Annotated in this window: 15 protein-coding genes; 8 read left to right on the plus strand and 7 right to left on the minus strand. The window is 68.7% G+C overall.

Going from position 1 to position 15925, the window contains the following annotated elements:
* On the minus strand, positions 1 to 941 hold a 941-nt coding region (locus VGF64_07350), incomplete at its 3' end, for a hypothetical protein (GenBank protein ID HEY1634555.1).
* A 46-nt stretch (positions 942 to 987) separates the two neighbouring features.
* Positions 988 to 1332: a histidine triad nucleotide-binding protein gene (locus VGF64_07355; GenBank protein ID HEY1634556.1), complete on the minus strand. Its 345-nt coding sequence runs from the start codon at positions 1330 to 1332 to the stop codon at positions 988 to 990.
* A gap of 459 nt (positions 1333 to 1791) precedes the next feature.
* Between VGF64_07355 and VGF64_07360 the strand changes: the two genes are divergently transcribed.
* Positions 1792 to 2673 (plus strand): hypothetical protein, encoded by an 882-nt coding sequence (locus tag VGF64_07360; GenBank protein HEY1634557.1) that lies wholly within the window; start codon positions 1792 to 1794, stop codon positions 2671 to 2673.
* Entirely contained in the window at positions 2670 to 3308 is a 639-nt protein-coding gene (locus VGF64_07365; protein ID HEY1634558.1) for a hypothetical protein, read from the plus strand. Before VGF64_07360 ends, VGF64_07365 begins: the two co-directional genes overlap by 4 nt.
* Here VGF64_07365 and VGF64_07370 read toward each other — a convergent pair.
* Positions 3257 to 3505, minus strand: a complete 249-nt coding sequence (locus VGF64_07370) for an excisionase family DNA-binding protein (GenBank protein ID HEY1634559.1) — start codon at positions 3503 to 3505, stop codon at positions 3257 to 3259. The genes VGF64_07365 and VGF64_07370 overlap by 52 nt on opposite strands.
* Positions 3506 to 3636: 131 nt before the next feature.
* Between VGF64_07370 and VGF64_07375 the strand changes: the two genes are divergently transcribed.
* From VGF64_07375 to VGF64_07400, 6 genes are all read left to right on the plus strand, one after another.
* Positions 3637 to 4356, plus strand: a complete 720-nt coding sequence (locus tag VGF64_07375; GenBank protein HEY1634560.1) for a class I SAM-dependent methyltransferase — start codon at positions 3637 to 3639, stop codon at positions 4354 to 4356.
* Positions 4332 to 5348, plus strand: a complete 1017-nt coding sequence (locus VGF64_07380; protein HEY1634561.1) for a glycosyltransferase family 2 protein — start codon at positions 4332 to 4334, stop codon at positions 5346 to 5348. Before VGF64_07375 ends, VGF64_07380 begins: the two co-directional genes overlap by 25 nt.
* A gap of 120 nt (positions 5349 to 5468) precedes the next feature.
* Positions 5469 to 6644: a glycosyltransferase gene (locus VGF64_07385; GenBank protein ID HEY1634562.1), complete on the plus strand. Its 1176-nt coding sequence runs from the start codon at positions 5469 to 5471 to the stop codon at positions 6642 to 6644.
* Positions 6641 to 8494 carry a glycosyltransferase gene (locus VGF64_07390; protein HEY1634563.1) on the plus strand — a complete coding sequence of 618 codons (1854 nt, stop codon included), beginning with the start codon at positions 6641 to 6643 and terminating at the stop codon, positions 8492 to 8494. Before VGF64_07385 ends, VGF64_07390 begins: the two co-directional genes overlap by 4 nt.
* A gap of 104 nt (positions 8495 to 8598) precedes the next feature.
* Positions 8599 to 10626, plus strand: a complete 2028-nt coding sequence (locus VGF64_07395; GenBank protein HEY1634564.1) for a polysaccharide deacetylase family protein — start codon at positions 8599 to 8601, stop codon at positions 10624 to 10626.
* A gap of 2 nt (positions 10627 to 10628) precedes the next feature.
* Complete coding sequence (locus tag VGF64_07400; protein HEY1634565.1) at positions 10629 to 11429, plus strand: ABC transporter ATP-binding protein; 801 nt, start codon at positions 10629 to 10631, stop codon at positions 11427 to 11429.
* Here the strand turns inward: VGF64_07400 and VGF64_07405 are convergent.
* The 4 genes from VGF64_07405 to VGF64_07420 all read right to left on the minus strand — a co-directional run.
* Complete coding sequence (locus tag VGF64_07405; protein ID HEY1634566.1) at positions 11370 to 11735, minus strand: hypothetical protein; 366 nt, start codon at positions 11733 to 11735, stop codon at positions 11370 to 11372. The genes VGF64_07400 and VGF64_07405 overlap by 60 nt on opposite strands.
* Before the next feature lie 70 nt (positions 11736 to 11805).
* Positions 11806 to 13275 carry a serine/threonine-protein kinase gene (locus VGF64_07410; GenBank protein ID HEY1634567.1) on the minus strand — a complete coding sequence of 490 codons (1470 nt, stop codon included), beginning with the start codon at positions 13273 to 13275 and terminating at the stop codon, positions 11806 to 11808.
* A 106-nt stretch (positions 13276 to 13381) separates the two neighbouring features.
* A complete protein-coding gene (locus VGF64_07415) occupies positions 13382 to 14077 on the minus strand; it encodes a class I SAM-dependent methyltransferase (GenBank protein ID HEY1634568.1) in 696 nt (231 codons plus the stop codon).
* 1416 nt (positions 14078 to 15493) lie between these two features.
* Positions 15494 to 15925: hypothetical protein (locus tag VGF64_07420; protein HEY1634569.1), on the minus strand; the 432-nt coding region annotated here is incomplete at its 5' end.

Genomic DNA, 15925 nt, shown 5'->3' on the forward strand with positions numbered 1-15925 from the left:
GCAGGCGGGCGAGCCGACTTCGCGGCCTCGGCCACTGCGTCGGCGATCGCCTCGGCCTGGGCCGGCCTGAGAGCCTCGGCCACCGCAGCGGCGATGCTGTCCAGCTGGTCGGACGCCAGCGCCTCGGAGACGGCGCGAGCCACGGCGTCGGACTGGGACGGCCCGAGGGCCTCGGACAAGGACACGGCGATGGCGTCGAGCTGGTCCGACTCGAGGGCCTCGGAGACGGCGCTGGCCACCGCCTCGGCCTGGGACGGCCTGAGGGCCTCGGCCACGGCCACGGCGATGGCGTCGAGCTGGTCGGACTCGAGGGCCTCGGATACGGCGCTGGCCACGGCGTCGGCCTGGGACGGCCTGAGGGCCTCGGCAACGGCCACGGCGATGGCGTCCAGCTGGTCAGACTCGAGCGCCTCGGAGACGGCGTTGGCGACCGCCTCGGCCTGGGACGGCCTGAGGGCCTCGGCCACCGCGGCGGCGACGGCCTCCACCTGCTCCGGCCCGATACCTGGCGGACGAGCAGCCTGAAGCGGGATCCGGCGACGCAGCGCCTGGACCTCCCTCGTCAACTGCTCCAGCTGGGCCTCGAGACGCTCGTTGCTCTCGTTGACGGTGGCGTCGAGGCCATCGACCGCGTGCCGCAGCTCTTCGGTCACCTTGTGCAGCTCCTCCATCTCTTGTTCCAGGGCGTGCGACTCTCCACGAAGATCCTGCATGTCCCGCGCCAAGCGACCTTCGCGATCGCGCAGCTCGTCGAAGGTCGTGAAGACATCGGCGGACAGCGGGCTCCGGGCGGAGGCGGCCGTCCGGCCCTCCTCTCCCGCTTCGGTGTTGGCCACCTCGGCGGCCGCCGGGCGGCGGGGCGCCATCGGCAGACCATCGGGTTCGCTGGGCCACTCGAGATGGCCATCGAACCCTGCAGCCTCGTCAGGTTCGGAGCCCATATCAGGGACGGTATCCGATCGGAAGCGCTTAACCATCATTCGACCCCTATCCCGGCGGCCATCCGAGGCGCCGTCCTCCGAGGAGATGCAGATGGAGATGAGGAACTGAGTTCAGAGCATCCTCGCCGACGTTGAAGACGAGCCGGTAGCCACTCTCGGCGACTCCCTCGCTCTCCGCCACCCGCTGGGCCAGCTGGAGCATCTCCGTCACCACCTCCGCGTGCTCGGGCCGGATGGCGCTGGCGTCAGTGATGTGCTGACGGGGCACGACGAGCACGTGCGTCGGCGCTCCCGGTTTGATGTCCCTGAACGCATACGTCGCATTCGTCGATGCCACCTCCTCTGACGGAAGCTCGCCGGCCACGATCTTGCAGAAGATGCAATCGCTCACATCCAGGGAGTCTATTTCTGCGTCGCCCTACCGCCCACCTCCCGGGGGAGCAAGCGGCGAGCGCCGGGTCGGGCAGGTAGGCCCAAACCAGCTGTCGAAGAACCAGGCACGAGACGCCTCGTTGGCTTTTCCGCGCTCCTTACCATGCTCACGTCTACAACTACCCCAGTCGCATCCGCCGGAACCGCCTCCACGACCAACGCGCCGGTCGCCGGGTTGCCGAGCGGGGTGCCCACAGCCGCACAGCGGCCCGAGCCCAGGCTCCCGACGCCAACCGGCTGGCCGTTCCCGGAGAGCTTCCCCCAACCTCCGGCACTGGCCGCCTCGACGCCGGCGTCAGCTACTGGAGCGACTACCTCTACGACGACCACGGAGCCCAGGGGTCGACCGTGGCGAGGCCAGCCTCCGGCCTGGCGCTCACCAAGGGGCACGTACATCTACCCACCCGGGCCGGCGGATATGAACGGCGCTGACATCTTCCGGGCGGCCGTCGGCCTCACCCTAACTGACACCTGGTGGAGGGTCGACTGGAACACGCTCGCCGGTCCCCGCATCCCGATCGCCGAGTGGGCCCTCGACACCGACGACGAGCCAACGACCGGGCTGGCAGCCTGGCCGGCGGGCGCTGGCCTGCGGTCGGCAGGTGTAGATCGGGCGATCGACGAGCTGGTGCCGGTCAGCTCCGTGCTCGACCAGATCAACTACTTCGACGCCCTCGGCGAGCGGTACCGCTTCGAGCTGTACCCGGCCGAGGACCACCTCGTCTACGCGACCCAGGATGGCTTCTCCTCGGCTGCCACCCACATGGGGGAGGCTGTCCGGCAAAAGGACCCCGGCCACGTCTCATTCAGCTGGTATCCCCACCTGGTCCGGCCGGACCTCGGGATCGGCCCGGCGAGCACCTGTTGGGTAGAGGGGCTGTCGGGCCGCCAGGCGTCACCTGGCATGCTCGCTAGCATGGACGCCAACTCGCATGCCCGGCCTGACCCGGCGGCCACCATCGAGCTGACACGTGGTGTCCTCGTCCCCGGCGACCCGAGCTCGGCGGCCGTCTCGGAGCTGGACTGGCGACTGGGATCGGCACCGCCGCCGCGGGCGCAGCTCGACCTCACGCTCACCGACGTCGGCGCCCTGACTCTAAGCCTGCAGGATGCGGGCTTTGCCCCGCGGCGGCATGGATCGGTCGCCACCACGGCCGATGGATCCGCCGACCTCTCGCTGGCCCAGCTCGCTCCCGGGACGCCGGTCCGTCTCGACGGCCGGACGCTCGCCCTTGCCACTGGTGATGGCGAGGCCCAGGTTTTGGTGGCGGCAGGCCGGCACGCCGTGGACTTCGGTTGAGCGTGGTCATCGGCGTGACGACTGGCCGCGAGCCGCAAGGCGTCGACAGGCTTCTCGGCGACCTCGGCCGCTGGGCGGCCGACGCCAGGGCGTCCGACGCGGCCAACGCCCGCTCGCGGGAGCGATGGCTTCGCCGCCAGGCGGCGGAGGAGGCGACCCTGCCCGGGGTCGCCCTCGACCTGACCGAGCGAGGCGACGCCGTCGTCCTCAAGACAACGGCGGGCCGCGCCCACCGGGGCCGGCTGGTCGCGGTGGCGCGCGACGTCTGGGTGCTGCGGTCGGACGCCTCCGACGGGGGTGGAGGACCAGACGGGATGGCTGGGACGACCTTCGTGGCCACCGACGCCATCGCCTCGCTGCGGGCCCAGCCTGGAGGTAGCGGCAAGCCAGCCCCGGAGGCTGCCGGAGCCCGACCCGTGCCGCTCGCTGCCTCGATGGTGGACATACTCACCGAGCTTGCGGTCGAGCAGCCACGCGTCAGGGTGCTCGTCCAGGGAGAACCCGAGGCGATCGTGGGCCAGCTGCGTTCGGTGGGGGTGGATGTGGCAACCCTGAGAGTGGCGGGCGAACCGCCCACCGCGGTCTATGTGCGACTGGGCTCGGTCAGCGAGCTGTCCGTCTTGGGCTCGGGGTAGAGATGCTCCAGGCTGCCAGGTTCGATGCGAGCAGAGTCGATGAAGCCGTCGACATCGGACTCCTTGAGCCGGATGACGCGCCCGAACTTGTAGGCCGCCAGCTGACCTTCGTCGATAAAGCGATAGAGCGTCCGCAGGGTCACCCCCAGGCGCTCGGAGGCCTCCTTGGTGCTCATCCACCGTATGGACTCGGTCATCGTGGACCCGATTTTAGCAGGGGACCCGGTTTCTGGCGCGGTTTCATGAGCTTTCCGTTTGGGCATTCCGGAATGCCCGGCCCAGCCCCACGATCTGCTTCTACCGAACCCGCACAAGGAGGAGAAGGCCAATGAGCGACCGGTCGACCGGGAGCATGCGGACCTACTGGGACGACCGGGCCCGCCTGAACGCAGCCTGGTACGTCGACACCACCGTCGACTACGACAGTCCCGACATGGTCCAGTTCTTCGAAGCCGGCGAAGAGATCGTTGCAGATGCGCTCGACCGAGCGCCCGTCCAGCCGCCTTCCCGAGGGCTGGCCGTCGAGGTGGGATCGGGACTCGGTCGGATCTGCCAAGCGCTCGCGACACGATTCGACAAGGTCGTCGGCATCGACATCTCACCCGAGATGACGAGGCAGGCGCGCCACCTGGTGAAGGACCCACGGGTGCAGTTCAAGGTAGGCGACGGGGCCACGATGGGATCTCTGGGTGACGCCACGGCCGACCTCGTGCTGTCGTTCACCGTCTTTCAACACATACCCAAGGTGCCGATCATCGAGGGCTATATTGACGAAGCGGGCAGAGTACTCCGCCCGGGAGGTCTCTTCGTGTTTCAGTGGAACAGCACGATGGGGACTCGGCGGTGGGCCGCCCGGCGAGCCCTCTACGCCACCATGCAGCGCGCCGGGCTTCGTGAGCAGTCCCACGGACGTGACGCCTCGGAGTTCCTTGGTAGCTGCGTGCCGGTGAAGCGGGTCGAGCGCGTGCTGGCCCAGTCCGGTCTGCGACTTCTGGGAACTCGCGGTGAGGGCACGCTCTTCACGTGGGGCTGGGCGACACGGCCGTGACCAGTCACGGCGCGCCGCAGCTGTCACCGCGTGGCCAGCAGGTGAGCCTCGAGGATCTGCCGCGGGTGGACGTCGGGATGGTGACCTTCAACACCCGCGAGCTCACGATCGCGGCCCTTCATCGCCTCATGGACGCCAGCGACGGCTGTCGGCTGCGCCTGTTGGTCCGAGACAACGCATCGAGCGACGGGACCGCCGAAGCGGTTGCGGCACAGTTCCCCGACGCCGAGGTCGACGCCGCCTCGGAGAACCTGGGCTTCGCCGCCGGGGTCAACACGCTGCTTGCCCGCTCGGATGCCCCCTGGTTCCTCGCCCTGAACTCAGACGCCTGGCCTGAGCCGGGTGCCGTGCGCAGGCTCGTGCGCGCCGCCGAGGCATTCCCCTCTGCGGCCGCCGTCGCCCCTCGTCTAGAGCGACCTGATGGGACCCTCGAGCACTCGACGTATCCCTTCCCCTCGCTCAAGGTGGCGGCCGTGACGGGCGCCGGGCTCTATCACCGGGTCGGCCGACGTCGAGCGCAGGATCTGTTGCTCATGGGGTCGTGGATGCACGACCACCCGCGCCCCGTGGACTGGGCCGTGGGGGCGGCGCTGTTGCTCCGCCGCGCTGCGTTGGAGGACATCGGCGGATTCGACGAGGAGTTCTTCATGTACGTCGAGGATCTCGAGTGGGCGTGGAGAGCCCGGCAGCGAGGCTGGGAGATCAGGTTCGAGCCCAGTGCGGTCGTCCGCCACGTTGGCAACGCGTCGGGCGAAGCCGCCTACGGACGGCGACGAACGGCCACCTACCTCCACAACACGTACCGCTTCTATGGCCGTCACCACCGCCCGATCTCCACCACGGCATTTCGCGCCCTCAACCTGGCCGGGTGCGCCCGTCTCTACCTTCAGTTTCGCCTGCGGCGGGACCGGGCTCAGGCGGCGTTCTGGGCCGACCACGTACGTGCTCACCTGACGCTCAGGGCCGCCAGCGACAGACCCTCACGCGCCTGACAGCGCCGTCGCCTCCCTGGCCCGCTGGGCCCGCTGGTCCCGCTGTCGCTGTCCCTGACCCACTGTTCCGCCCGTGAAGGAGCAGCCTCTCGCCCGTCGAACACTCGTGGTGTGGATGTCGTGCGCCTTGACCTTGTGGAACTGGCGAGGCAAGGGCCCGCGGCGTTCCCTCCGGCGACCTTCGTCGAGGTGAGGGATGGCGACGACCTGTTGGGCTGCTACCTCGTCTCGGGGTCGGCCGAGCCCGCTGACGTCGCCGCCGAGGTCATCGACGAGCTCGGCTCGCTCTGGCAGACACGGAGCGTGGCGTCCGCGGTGGGTGACCGGTCGGCATGGTCGGTGACAGCCACGGTCCGACCGTCCGAGCCGCTCGCCGTAGTGGTCTGCACGGCCAGTCGCCCAGCCCAGTTGGCCCACTGCATCGAGTCGCTCGTTCCGCAGCTGGGCGACGAGGACGAGCTGATCGTGGTCGACAACAGCCCCTCGGGATCGGGTCGTCGAGTCGCCACCCGAGGTGGCGCTCGGTGGATCCACGAGACACGCCCGGGTTCTTCGTGGGCCCGGAATCGCGGGTTCCAGGAGGCCGACCGTGATCTCGTCGTCTACATCGACGACGACTGCGTGGCGGACCGGAGCTGGTTGGCGACACTGCGACAGCCCTTGGCCGATTCGAGTGTCGACGGAGTCACTGCGGGAGTGCTGGCCCAAAGGGTCGACCTGGCGGTGCCGCTCGTGGTCGACGACCGGTATCCGTACCATCGCGGGTGGGCGGGAGCGCGCTACGGCGGGACCACCGGAACTCCCGACTCCCCCTACGACGCGTGGCGCCTGGGAACAGGGGCGTCGATGGCGTGGCGACGCACGACGCTCGAGGCCCTCGGAGGGTTCGACGCGGCCCTCGGCGCTGGGACGCCGATGGGCAGCGGGGACGAGCTCGACCTCTTTCGACGGGCGCTTTCCGCCGGAGCCACGGTGGTCTACGAGCCCCAAGCACTCGTCTACCACGATCATCCGGAGACCGTACGCGCCCTGCGGCGAACGCTCATCCGCTATGGCCTTGGCGCTGGCGCCCAAGCGGCGAAGGTGCTGACCGAAGAACGACAGCTGCACGCGCTCCGGATTCTCGCCCGCGAGTGGCGCTGGAACCTCCGGCTGGCATCGGCCGAGGCGGGTCGAGCCGTCCTGGGGCGACCCCGCGTGTCCCTCACCGGGCTGGTGGCGCAGCCAGCCGCTGCGGCCGTCGGAGCCGCCCGCTTCCTGCGTTACCGGGCCCAGATTCGACAGGCGACAAGGTGACGTTCCTCGGCCCCACGGCAGCCGACCTTCGCTGTGACCAGGCCCGATCTCCCGCCCAGAGCGAGGTCCAATCCGGCGGCGCGGATCGCCGGCATCGGGCCATCCTCGCTGCACTCCCCAACCTGACGGGACGAACCCTCGAGATCAGCTCGGATGAGGGCAAGCTCACAGCGTTGCTCGCTGACCGGGCCACCGTGCTCGTCAGACTCGAGACCGACCCGGCGCGGAGTCGACGGCTCGCCGCCCACGGGGATATTCGCGTTCGCCCCGGGAGCATCCGACGCCGTCTCCCAATGCGTCGCTACGAGACGGTCGTCTGCGTCGGCCAGCTCGAGGAGGTCCCACTACACGAAGCTCGTCTCGTCCGAGAGCGACTCGTCCGCAGCTTGACGGCGGGAGGCATCTTGGTCCTGCAGCACGGGCCGAGTGCTGACACGCTCCACCCGCCGTTCCTCGACCACGGGCTGGAGACCGTCAGCCTGGAGGTGCTTGGAGGGATAGAGACGCTCGTGCTCAGGCGCCGGCGCGCTCGAGCTCTCGCCGACGCGGCGTGGCTGCTGGGCGACCTGGTTCGCGAACCCTGGCCGGCACCCGTCCCCCCGAGCCATCGGACGCATGCGGAGGCGCATGTCGAGACCGGGCACGTCGTCGACGAGCCCGGGGGCGCATCGACGAACGGCGCCGCTCGGCACGACCGGCGGCTGCTGCTCCGCGTCGACGGCCGTCCGGCGGGCGTCGTCAACGCTGCCGGACCGCTATCCAGGCACGTACTGGCGACCGCGTTGGTGCCCTCGGTCGCGGCTGACCTGGCGCCTCGGCTGCGGACTAGACCCCGAACGCGCGACGACATCATCGACGCGCTCGAGCGGGGTCGTCGACCGCCGCGTCATCCGCTCACGTCGGTTCCCCGGCCACTCGAACCAGGCGAGCTGGTCGTGGCCATCTGCACGACTCGGGGCCCCGAGGTATCCGCCGGACTCGTCAGCGAGTTGGCCGGTGCCTTCGACGTGGTCGTCCTCGAGAACGGGACCGACCAGCCACGGCTGGCCGCCATGTGCGCTGCCGCCGGGGTCGACTACGAGCACGATCCCCGGCCGGGGCTCGCCGCCGCCCGAAACCGCGTCCTCGCGCGGGTAGATTCTCGCTGGGTGCTGTTCCTCGACGACGACTGCCGCCTGCGTTCCGGAAGCGCTCCCGAGCTTGCCCGCCGCCTCGGGGGCGCGATCGATCAGGTCCCCGACGCCGGTGCCATCGGCGGTCTCGTGCTGCCCGCCTCCATCGACTGCGGTGCCGAGGAGGACTTCGAGCGCGTTGCCGGACACGGCAGGGGCTTTCTCCCCATCCGCTACGACGCGCACTCCTCGCCCGATCGGTGGTGGCCACTGCGGCATGGTGACTGGATGGCGGTCGGAGCCTGTCTCGCTGTCCGCCAAGGGGCGTGGGCTGCCGTCGGCGGTTTCGACGAACGTCTCGGCGCCGGGACGCGGGCCGCATCAGCCGAGGATGACGCCTTCCTCCAAGCCGTCGTGCAAGGTGGGTGGTCGGTCTTGTACGACCCGGCCGTCATGGTTCGCCACCAGCACCGTACTAGTCGATCGGCTCTCCGCCGGCAGCTGTTCGGCTACGGGCTGGGCCGCTCGGTCAACGTAGTGCTGAGAGCGATCGACAACCGCAACTGGGAGATCCTCTCACTGTGGACTGCCCTGCTCGCCGAGGAGTGCCGATACGAGCGGTCTCGTCCTCTCCATCTTGGTGGGGCCGAGCTGCTCGGCTATCTGGCTGGACCGATCGTTGCCTTGCAGACCGCCTACGCGTCCCGGTGGCGGGAGCGGATCAGACGTCCATGGTAACCACCGACCTCTCCAAGCACGCGACACCCTCGAGTACGCGTCACGCTGACGCCCCTGTGCCGCTTCTTATGTGGCATCACGTTGGCGACGCACCCAATCGGTCAATGCGTCCGTATGCGGTCTCCCGTGAGACCCTGACCGTCCAGCTCGACGCCCTGGTCGCAGCGGGCTACGAAGCGGTCACCTTCGACACACTTCGTGCGGACCGACGACCCCGTCGCCCGATCGTCCTCACCTTTGACGATGGTTACCGCAGCTTCCTGGAGGTGGCCGCACCCCTTCTCGAGGAGCGAGGGATGCGGGCGGTCCTGTTCGTTGTCGCAGGATCCCTGGGAGGGGTGAACGACTGGGACAGGGGTTGCGCCGACCTCGAGCTGCTCGATGCCGACGGGGTGCGGGAAGTGGCCGATCGGGGTCACGAAGTGGGGGCCCACGCCTGGCGCCACGCCCCGCTCACCGAGGTGCCAATCGATCAGCTAGCTCGCGAGGTGGCGGCAGCACGTGTCGTTCTCGAACACGCGAGCGGGCGACTGGTGCGATCCTTCTCGTACCCCCACGGTGTTGTTGACGCCGAGGTCATCGCGACGGTCACTCAGTGCGGCTTCGATTTCGGCTGCCTGGACTGGCGTCGACCCGAGCCGGGCTGGCCTGAGTCGTTGGCGCTCACGCGGGTAGACGTAGGGCCCGACACCGACGCAGCCGAGCTCGCCCACCTGGCCGAGACGAACGCCCTAGTTGCGAACCCACTAGCTGTATCACTGGCGGAGCCCTTCGAGAGCTTGGTGGCCCTGACGCTGGCCGCGGGTTCGGGTCGACCGCCCGCCGAAGGTTGGGCGGCCGTCCACGCCGCTTCCGGGCCTCTCACTCAAGTGCTTCGGGCGCGAGACGGGGATGACCGGCCGAGATCCTTGACGTCGCTCGTGCGGGCCACCCAGCTGGGCGAGCTCGCGTCCCCCCCTGCGGCGGTGGTAACCGCCCTGGATGCGGTGGCATCCGATCTCGACGCTCTCGTCCGCCGACAGGCCGAGGTTCCGGTCTGGGGTGTGGCAACCCCGGACGAAGCGACCGATGTCGACCTGGACTGGATTCGCCTGGGCGCTCAGTGGAGCGACGTCGCCCGCCTGCTCTGGCAGATCGAACCGACCAGCCACGGCGATGTGATCGCCGCCTACTTGCGCCGCTCGGGACGATCTCACGGCCGAGCTGCAACGGGCGAGGCCATGGATGAGCTGGCGGCGGCCGAAGTGGCGATGCTCGCCGACGAAGCCGTCGAGCCAGACGGCGCGTCAGATGTGCCGGCTGTGGAGCGATCCCTGACTAAGGTCCGTTGTGGTGCGATCCAGCCGGCCGTGAGGGACGGCGCACGCCGCTCATCGTGGAGCCACCTTCGGATGGCCACGGGCGCTCTCGTTCGCCAAGAGCTGCGGGAGCACTACGCAGGTTCGCTCCTTGGCATCGGGTGGGCTGTCGCACGCCCTCTTCTCTACTTCACGGTGCTGGTTCTGCTCTTCGGCCAGGTGGTCCGGGTGTCCGAGCCGCGGTATCCCGAGTTCCTCCTCGCCGGGCTGGTGCCATGGCTCTTCTTTCAAACCGCCGTCGGTGAGGCGACGGGCTCGATTCGAGGTCGCGGCGACCTGCTGCGGCTGGCCGCCTTCCCCCGGGTCGCTCTGCCGTTGGCTACCGTTGCTTCAGCAGTGGTGGATCTCGCCGCCCAGCTCCTCGTGGTGGCGCCCGTGCTCGTGGTGGCCGACGGAACGGTCGGGCCCCGCTTGCTCGCCCTGGCGCCGGTGCTGGCGGCGTTGCTGGGTCTGGTGACGATGACCTCGTTGCTGATATCGGGACTCTGCGTCCGCTTCCGCGATGTCTCCCACCTCGTGCCACTTGCGCTCTTCCTGGGCTTCTATGCGACTCCGGTCTTCTACTCGTCGGCCCAGGTCCACATGCCGTGGCGAGTCGTGTACTTACTGAACCCGGTGGCTGTGATTGTCGAGACATTCCGGAGCGTTCTCTACGGAGGGTCGTGGCCGCCGGGGTGGGCGCTCGCCTGGACGGCGGTCTTCGTGGCGGTCGGCGGAACCGCGGCCTGGCGCTGGTTCTCGTCCGCGGCCGATCGCTTCGTGGCAGAGGCTTGAGCATGACAGCAGGCGCGGTGCTCGAGCTCGACCGCGTCGGGAAGCGCTACGACGTCCATTTCATCGGGACTGACACGCTGCGTGGCGCACTCTCTCAGGGTTCGTGGCGGCGACCACGACCGGTCCAGTGGGCCATTCGTGAGGTGTCATTCTCGGTTCGCCGAGGCGAGTCGGTCGCGCTGATCGGCCACAACGGCTCCGGAAAGAGCACGTTGCTCCGCCTTGTCGCAGGGGTCGAGCAACCCACGTGCGGGCATCTGTCCGTGCGCGGCGGCGTCGCTGCCGTGCTCGGCTTGGGTGTCGGCTTCAGCGACCACCTCTCGGGCGAGCAGAACCTGGAGGTCGCCGGCGGCCTGCTGGGCCTCGGGCGGGCTGACCTGACTCGGCTGCGTCCTGCGATCGGAGAGTTTTCCGAGCTCGGGCCAGCGCTCCTGCGCCCGCTCCGTGAGTACTCGTCGGGCATGGTGGCCCGATTGGGCTTCGCTCTCGCCATGCACGCGCCGGCCGATCTCCTCCTCATCGACGAGGTGCTCATGGTTGGCGACGAGGGGTTCCGAGCCCGTTGTTTGGATCGCGTCGAGCAGTTCAAACGATCGGGCGGCAGCCTTCTGTTCGCATCACACGAGCCCGACCTGATCGACCGCCTGGCCGATCGACGGCTGGAGCTCCGCCACGGCCTTTTGCAGGTCAAGGCTGCCTCGGCACCATCTTCGCCGCGAGACCACCGCCGAAAGGCGAACGGCTCAGTCGGCGGTGTACGCACCCGCGAAGGTGTAGGTGAAATCGGAAGGCTCCGTCTGTGAGGAGCCAGTGCTCACCATGGTGAGGTCGAACGTGAGGTTGGCGGTCGATCCGTCCAGATCGACAGCGCAGGTGAATGCGTTGACTCCCTGGGATGCGGTGGGAACACCCGTAAGTGGAGCGCATGGTCCTGAAAGCATCTTGCCATTCGCGTTGCCCTGGATCGTTGTCGCGAGCCCACCAGTAGGTCCCCAGCTCTCAACGATGCTGAACGTCCCGGCGTAGGCGTCACTACCGACAATCAGCGGACCGGTCATGGAATAGGTGATGCCACTGCCGTAACGACTGGCGCCTTCCACCGCGGTCATGGGTCCTGCTCCGCCCCCGGTGTGCGCCAGCGGCGCGACATCATCGGGACGGCCGCTATGTCTCCGCTGCTTACTGGGGTCGAACCACAGGCAGATCCACCTTGACCCGATCACAGCCGTGGACGCCATCATGGATGACGCGAGGCACCCCATCGATGATGGCCGTGGATTCGGCGACACTCGGCGTAACGTCGTGTCCCGGCTCTGCCCAAGCAGCGAAGTAGAAGACCTGGCCCGTGCTTGGACGGTAGAGCGCTGGAGTGGCGCTACGGCTGCAATTCCAGTCGCCCAGGAGTAGCTGATCGTTTGCCGTCCCGAGGGCGAACCGATCCGGAGGCCGACCCCGCTCCAAGGACACGGTGGCCATCCCCGACGACCACGTAACCGGCACCCGACATCCATTGCCAGCGACGTCGGCCAGCACCGTCGCCGTCACGGTGGAAGGACTGGCCTGCTTCGGCGCTGGAGTTGTCGTTGCCCCGCACGCAGCGCCCGAGCGCTGAGCACCCTGGTGGTGCTCGAACGCCCAGCCGGCCAACAGCACGAGCGCTGCAGCCGTGACGCCGCCGGCACACACCATCGGCCCTCGCGAGCGAAGGACTGACCAAGGCGTTTCGCGCCGACTATCGGCAGCCGGGTGCCGGGCGCGAAGGGTTCGTAGTCCAGTTGACTGGCCAAAGTCCTCGGTCGCGCCCCGTCCAGTCGGGAGAACGCGTGTCGGCTTGCAGTGAAGGCGGCGGTGCCCCTCGATATGGGATCGGAGAGCATCACCCAACTCGCCGGCGGATGAAGGGCGTGCTTGCGGCCGACGAGACATCGACTGCTCGACCACGGCGGCGAGGACAGAAGGTACGGCCGGCGCGGCGTGCGTGAGCGGCTCCGCCCGGCCCCGGTCGGCAGCCCTGAGCGTGGCTACCGGATTGATGCCGTGATAGGGCAACCGCCCGGCGAAGACCTCGTAGCACACGACCCCCAACGAATAGATGTCGCTCGCCGCGTTCGGTGGAGCACCCTTGGCGACGGCCGGGTCGAGGTACTCGGCCGTCCCGACCACGGCTCCGTCCGACGGCAACGCCTCCGCCATCCAGCGCGATAGGCCGAAGTCCGACAGCAGCGGCTCGCCGTCGCCATCCATCAGGATGTTCGAGGGCTTCACGTCCGCATGCAAGATCGAGTGTGCGTGTGCAGCGCCGAGCGCGTCGGCAACCTTGGCCACCAAGGTGGCGCCTTCGTCGGGCGACAGGCGCACGCAGCGGCGCAACAGGTCGGCGAGAGATCCGCTATCGGCGTGCTGCATGACAATGACGAGCCCTTCGTCGTCGACGACCATGTCGACGACCTTGGCTATGTGCGGATGATCGATCTCGGCGAGCATCGCCGCCTCCGCTCGAAAGTCCTCGATCAGGTGCTCGTCGCCTGCCCAAAGCACCCGCTTGAGGGCAACAGCCTGGCGGCCAGCACGGGCCCGCGCCCGGTATACGGAGCCGACCGATCCGCGACCCAGCAATCCGTCCACCTCGTACTCACCCAGCCGAGCCACTGGCACAGAATAGCATGAAAGATGCTGACAGGCGACCAACCTCTCGCCCCTCCCCTGGCTGCCAGCGGGAGACGACGACGTACCGTCCGCACCGGACATCGCGGCGTCAGGGCGCCTGCGCCCATCCCCAGGTGAAGATGGTCCCCTCTCCTCTGACCCGGGCGGTCGACAGGCCCGACGACCGGAGGACGAGCTGGACCCGATCCACCGGTACCCGGCATCCGAGAAGCTCCGAAGGGTTGCGCCCGTAGGGCTCGTAGCGGATCCCGCTACGGTCAACCGCCGCCAGGAGCGCTCTCCGCATCCGCCAATGAAGCGGCCCAGGCTCACTGTTCCATTGGAACGCGACGACCCCGCCCGGTCGGAGCACACGTGCTGCCTCCCGGAGGTAGCTCTCTATCACGCCCACTTTGCGGATGTGCTGAAAGACCGTGTAGGACAGTACGAGGTCGACGCTGGCGTCGGCGACGGGCCAAAGACTGAACCCGTCCCCAGTCAGGTAGCTGATCCGCCGGTGGTGAACCAGCCCGCGGGCACGCGTGACCATGTCGGGCGAGACGTCGAGCCCAACTACCTCCTCGAAACGATCGGCCAGGGCCACGCAATTCCGACCCAGCCCAGGACCGATCTCGACTGCTCTCTCGAAGCGGCGAGGACGGACGGGCGCGCGATCGAGCGCGTCGCTCACAATGGTGCGGCCGGCCTCGAAGTACTGCGCAATATTGGGCTCGGCGTAGCTGCCGGTGGTCTCGAGATACCAGGTCGCGTTGCCCCAGGCAGGGTCGTCCCAGAACCGTCGCATCTTGGCGACAGATCGTCCCCCTTTGGGGGGAGAGGGACCGTCCGAGGCGCTCCGCAGCAGTGGGGGTAAGGACGGGACGATCGGCGCTACGACCCGTCTGTGAGACCCTCGGCTTTCCCCCAGGCGGATGGCGGCCATGCAGTACCTCCCAGCGGCGCGAACCACAGAACAAAGACAGAACAGAAGACCCTGTCCTAGGAGGAACGCCCGAGAGACAAAAACCTTGCGGGCGGGTGGCCGAGATTTTGGCTACCGGCTGGGGAAGCAGAGGAGACTTCCCCCCTTGGCGCTGGGACAATCCAGGAGCCCCCGACCCTTCGACCCTGCCAGCGACAATGACTCCGCGACCAACTGGACATTCGCGTTGACGCGCTGACCAATCAGCGGCCCCCTCAAAGAGGCGACCGGTGCCGGATGGCAGTGTCCCCATCACAGCGGCGCAGCGGCGGGGAGACCGGGTCCTCGTCATTGGACCGCCAGCGCTCGGAGAGATCGTCGAGCAGTCCGGTTTCCCGTTCCAGGCTGGAGGCGAGCCCCCAGAGGCAGAGGTGGCGCAGATCAGGGAACAGCTAACGGCCGCGCCGGCACAGCGAGCGTCCATACCCGGCAACCGGGAGCTGTTCGGTCGCCTCGCAACGGCGGCCATGCTGCCGACTGCAGAGCAGACGTGCGTCGAGTATGCGCCGGACCTCGTGCTGCGCGACCCATGTGAGTATGCGTCGGCAGTTGTAGCCCATCGACTCGGTATCCCGACCGCCCAGCTCGCCATCTCGCTGGCTGAAGGGGAGGCCAGTTCGATCGCCGGCGTCGCGCCGGCCCTCGAGGAACACCGACGCGGCCTGGTCGAGGAGCTTCGGGTCTCGCCGTACCTGACCCGACTCCCCGCCACGCTCGACCCCTCACCCTTCCCGACAACCGTCAGATTCGACGATGGCCTCCGGATCCGAGACCACGCCGCGGAGCTGCCGGACTGGTGGCGTGGGTCCCGAGCGCCGCTCGTCTACATGACGTTCGGGACCGTGCTCGGCCACATGTCGATGGCGCTCCTACATCGACCAGACCCGAGTACTCGACGACGCCAGTCTGGTGGTCGCCCACGGGGGCTCGGGGACCGTGTTCGGCGCCCTCGCCGCCAGCGTCCCTCTGGTAATCGTGCCGCTCTTCGCCGACCAGTTCGAGAACGGTCGACGGATCGCCAGGCCGGCGCCGGTGTGCTCGTTGAAGCCTCCCGCCAGCTCGCAGAGGAGGACGCGCCTCGCATCGCCGAGGCGATCACTACTGCCCTGGCGAGGCCGACCTACCGGCACAGGCCAGCCGCCTCGCAGCCGAGATCGCGGCGACACCATCAGTCGACGAGGTCCTCCCCGCCCTGCTCGCTGACATCATCAGCATCACCCGATGACGGTGGTCGCGCCCTCAGCACAGCGACCGGTGCTGGACCACGGTGCCCTGGTCGCCAGCGGCCGTAGCTGTGGCTCTGGCCCGTACCGTCGTGGCGTGGGGCACGCCGGGGATGGCCCGGCCGAAGATCGCCTCGACGTGGCCGGTGAGCGACACGCAGACCTGCCGCCCCGCGACCCTGACGTCGACGGGGCCGTCGATCAAGACCCCCGACCGATCCTGGTCAGTGACGGAGGCGTCGGCCACACGTTGAGCGATCGAGGGATCCAGTGCGACCTGTCCGGAACGGTAGAAGCTGGGGTCGGACAGGGCGCTGGCGGCGTCGTTGGCGGCCGCCGCGGCGGCATCGCCGAGCTGGCGCTGACCGAGGAAGACCGTCGCCGAGTCGACCGCGATGGCAGCGAGCACGACGAGCACCAGGACGAGAGTGGGCACGAGGATCAAGAC

The sequence above is a fragment of the Acidimicrobiales bacterium genome (assembly GCA_036491125.1).
GTDB lineage: Bacteria > Actinomycetota > Acidimicrobiia > Acidimicrobiales > AC-9 > AC-9.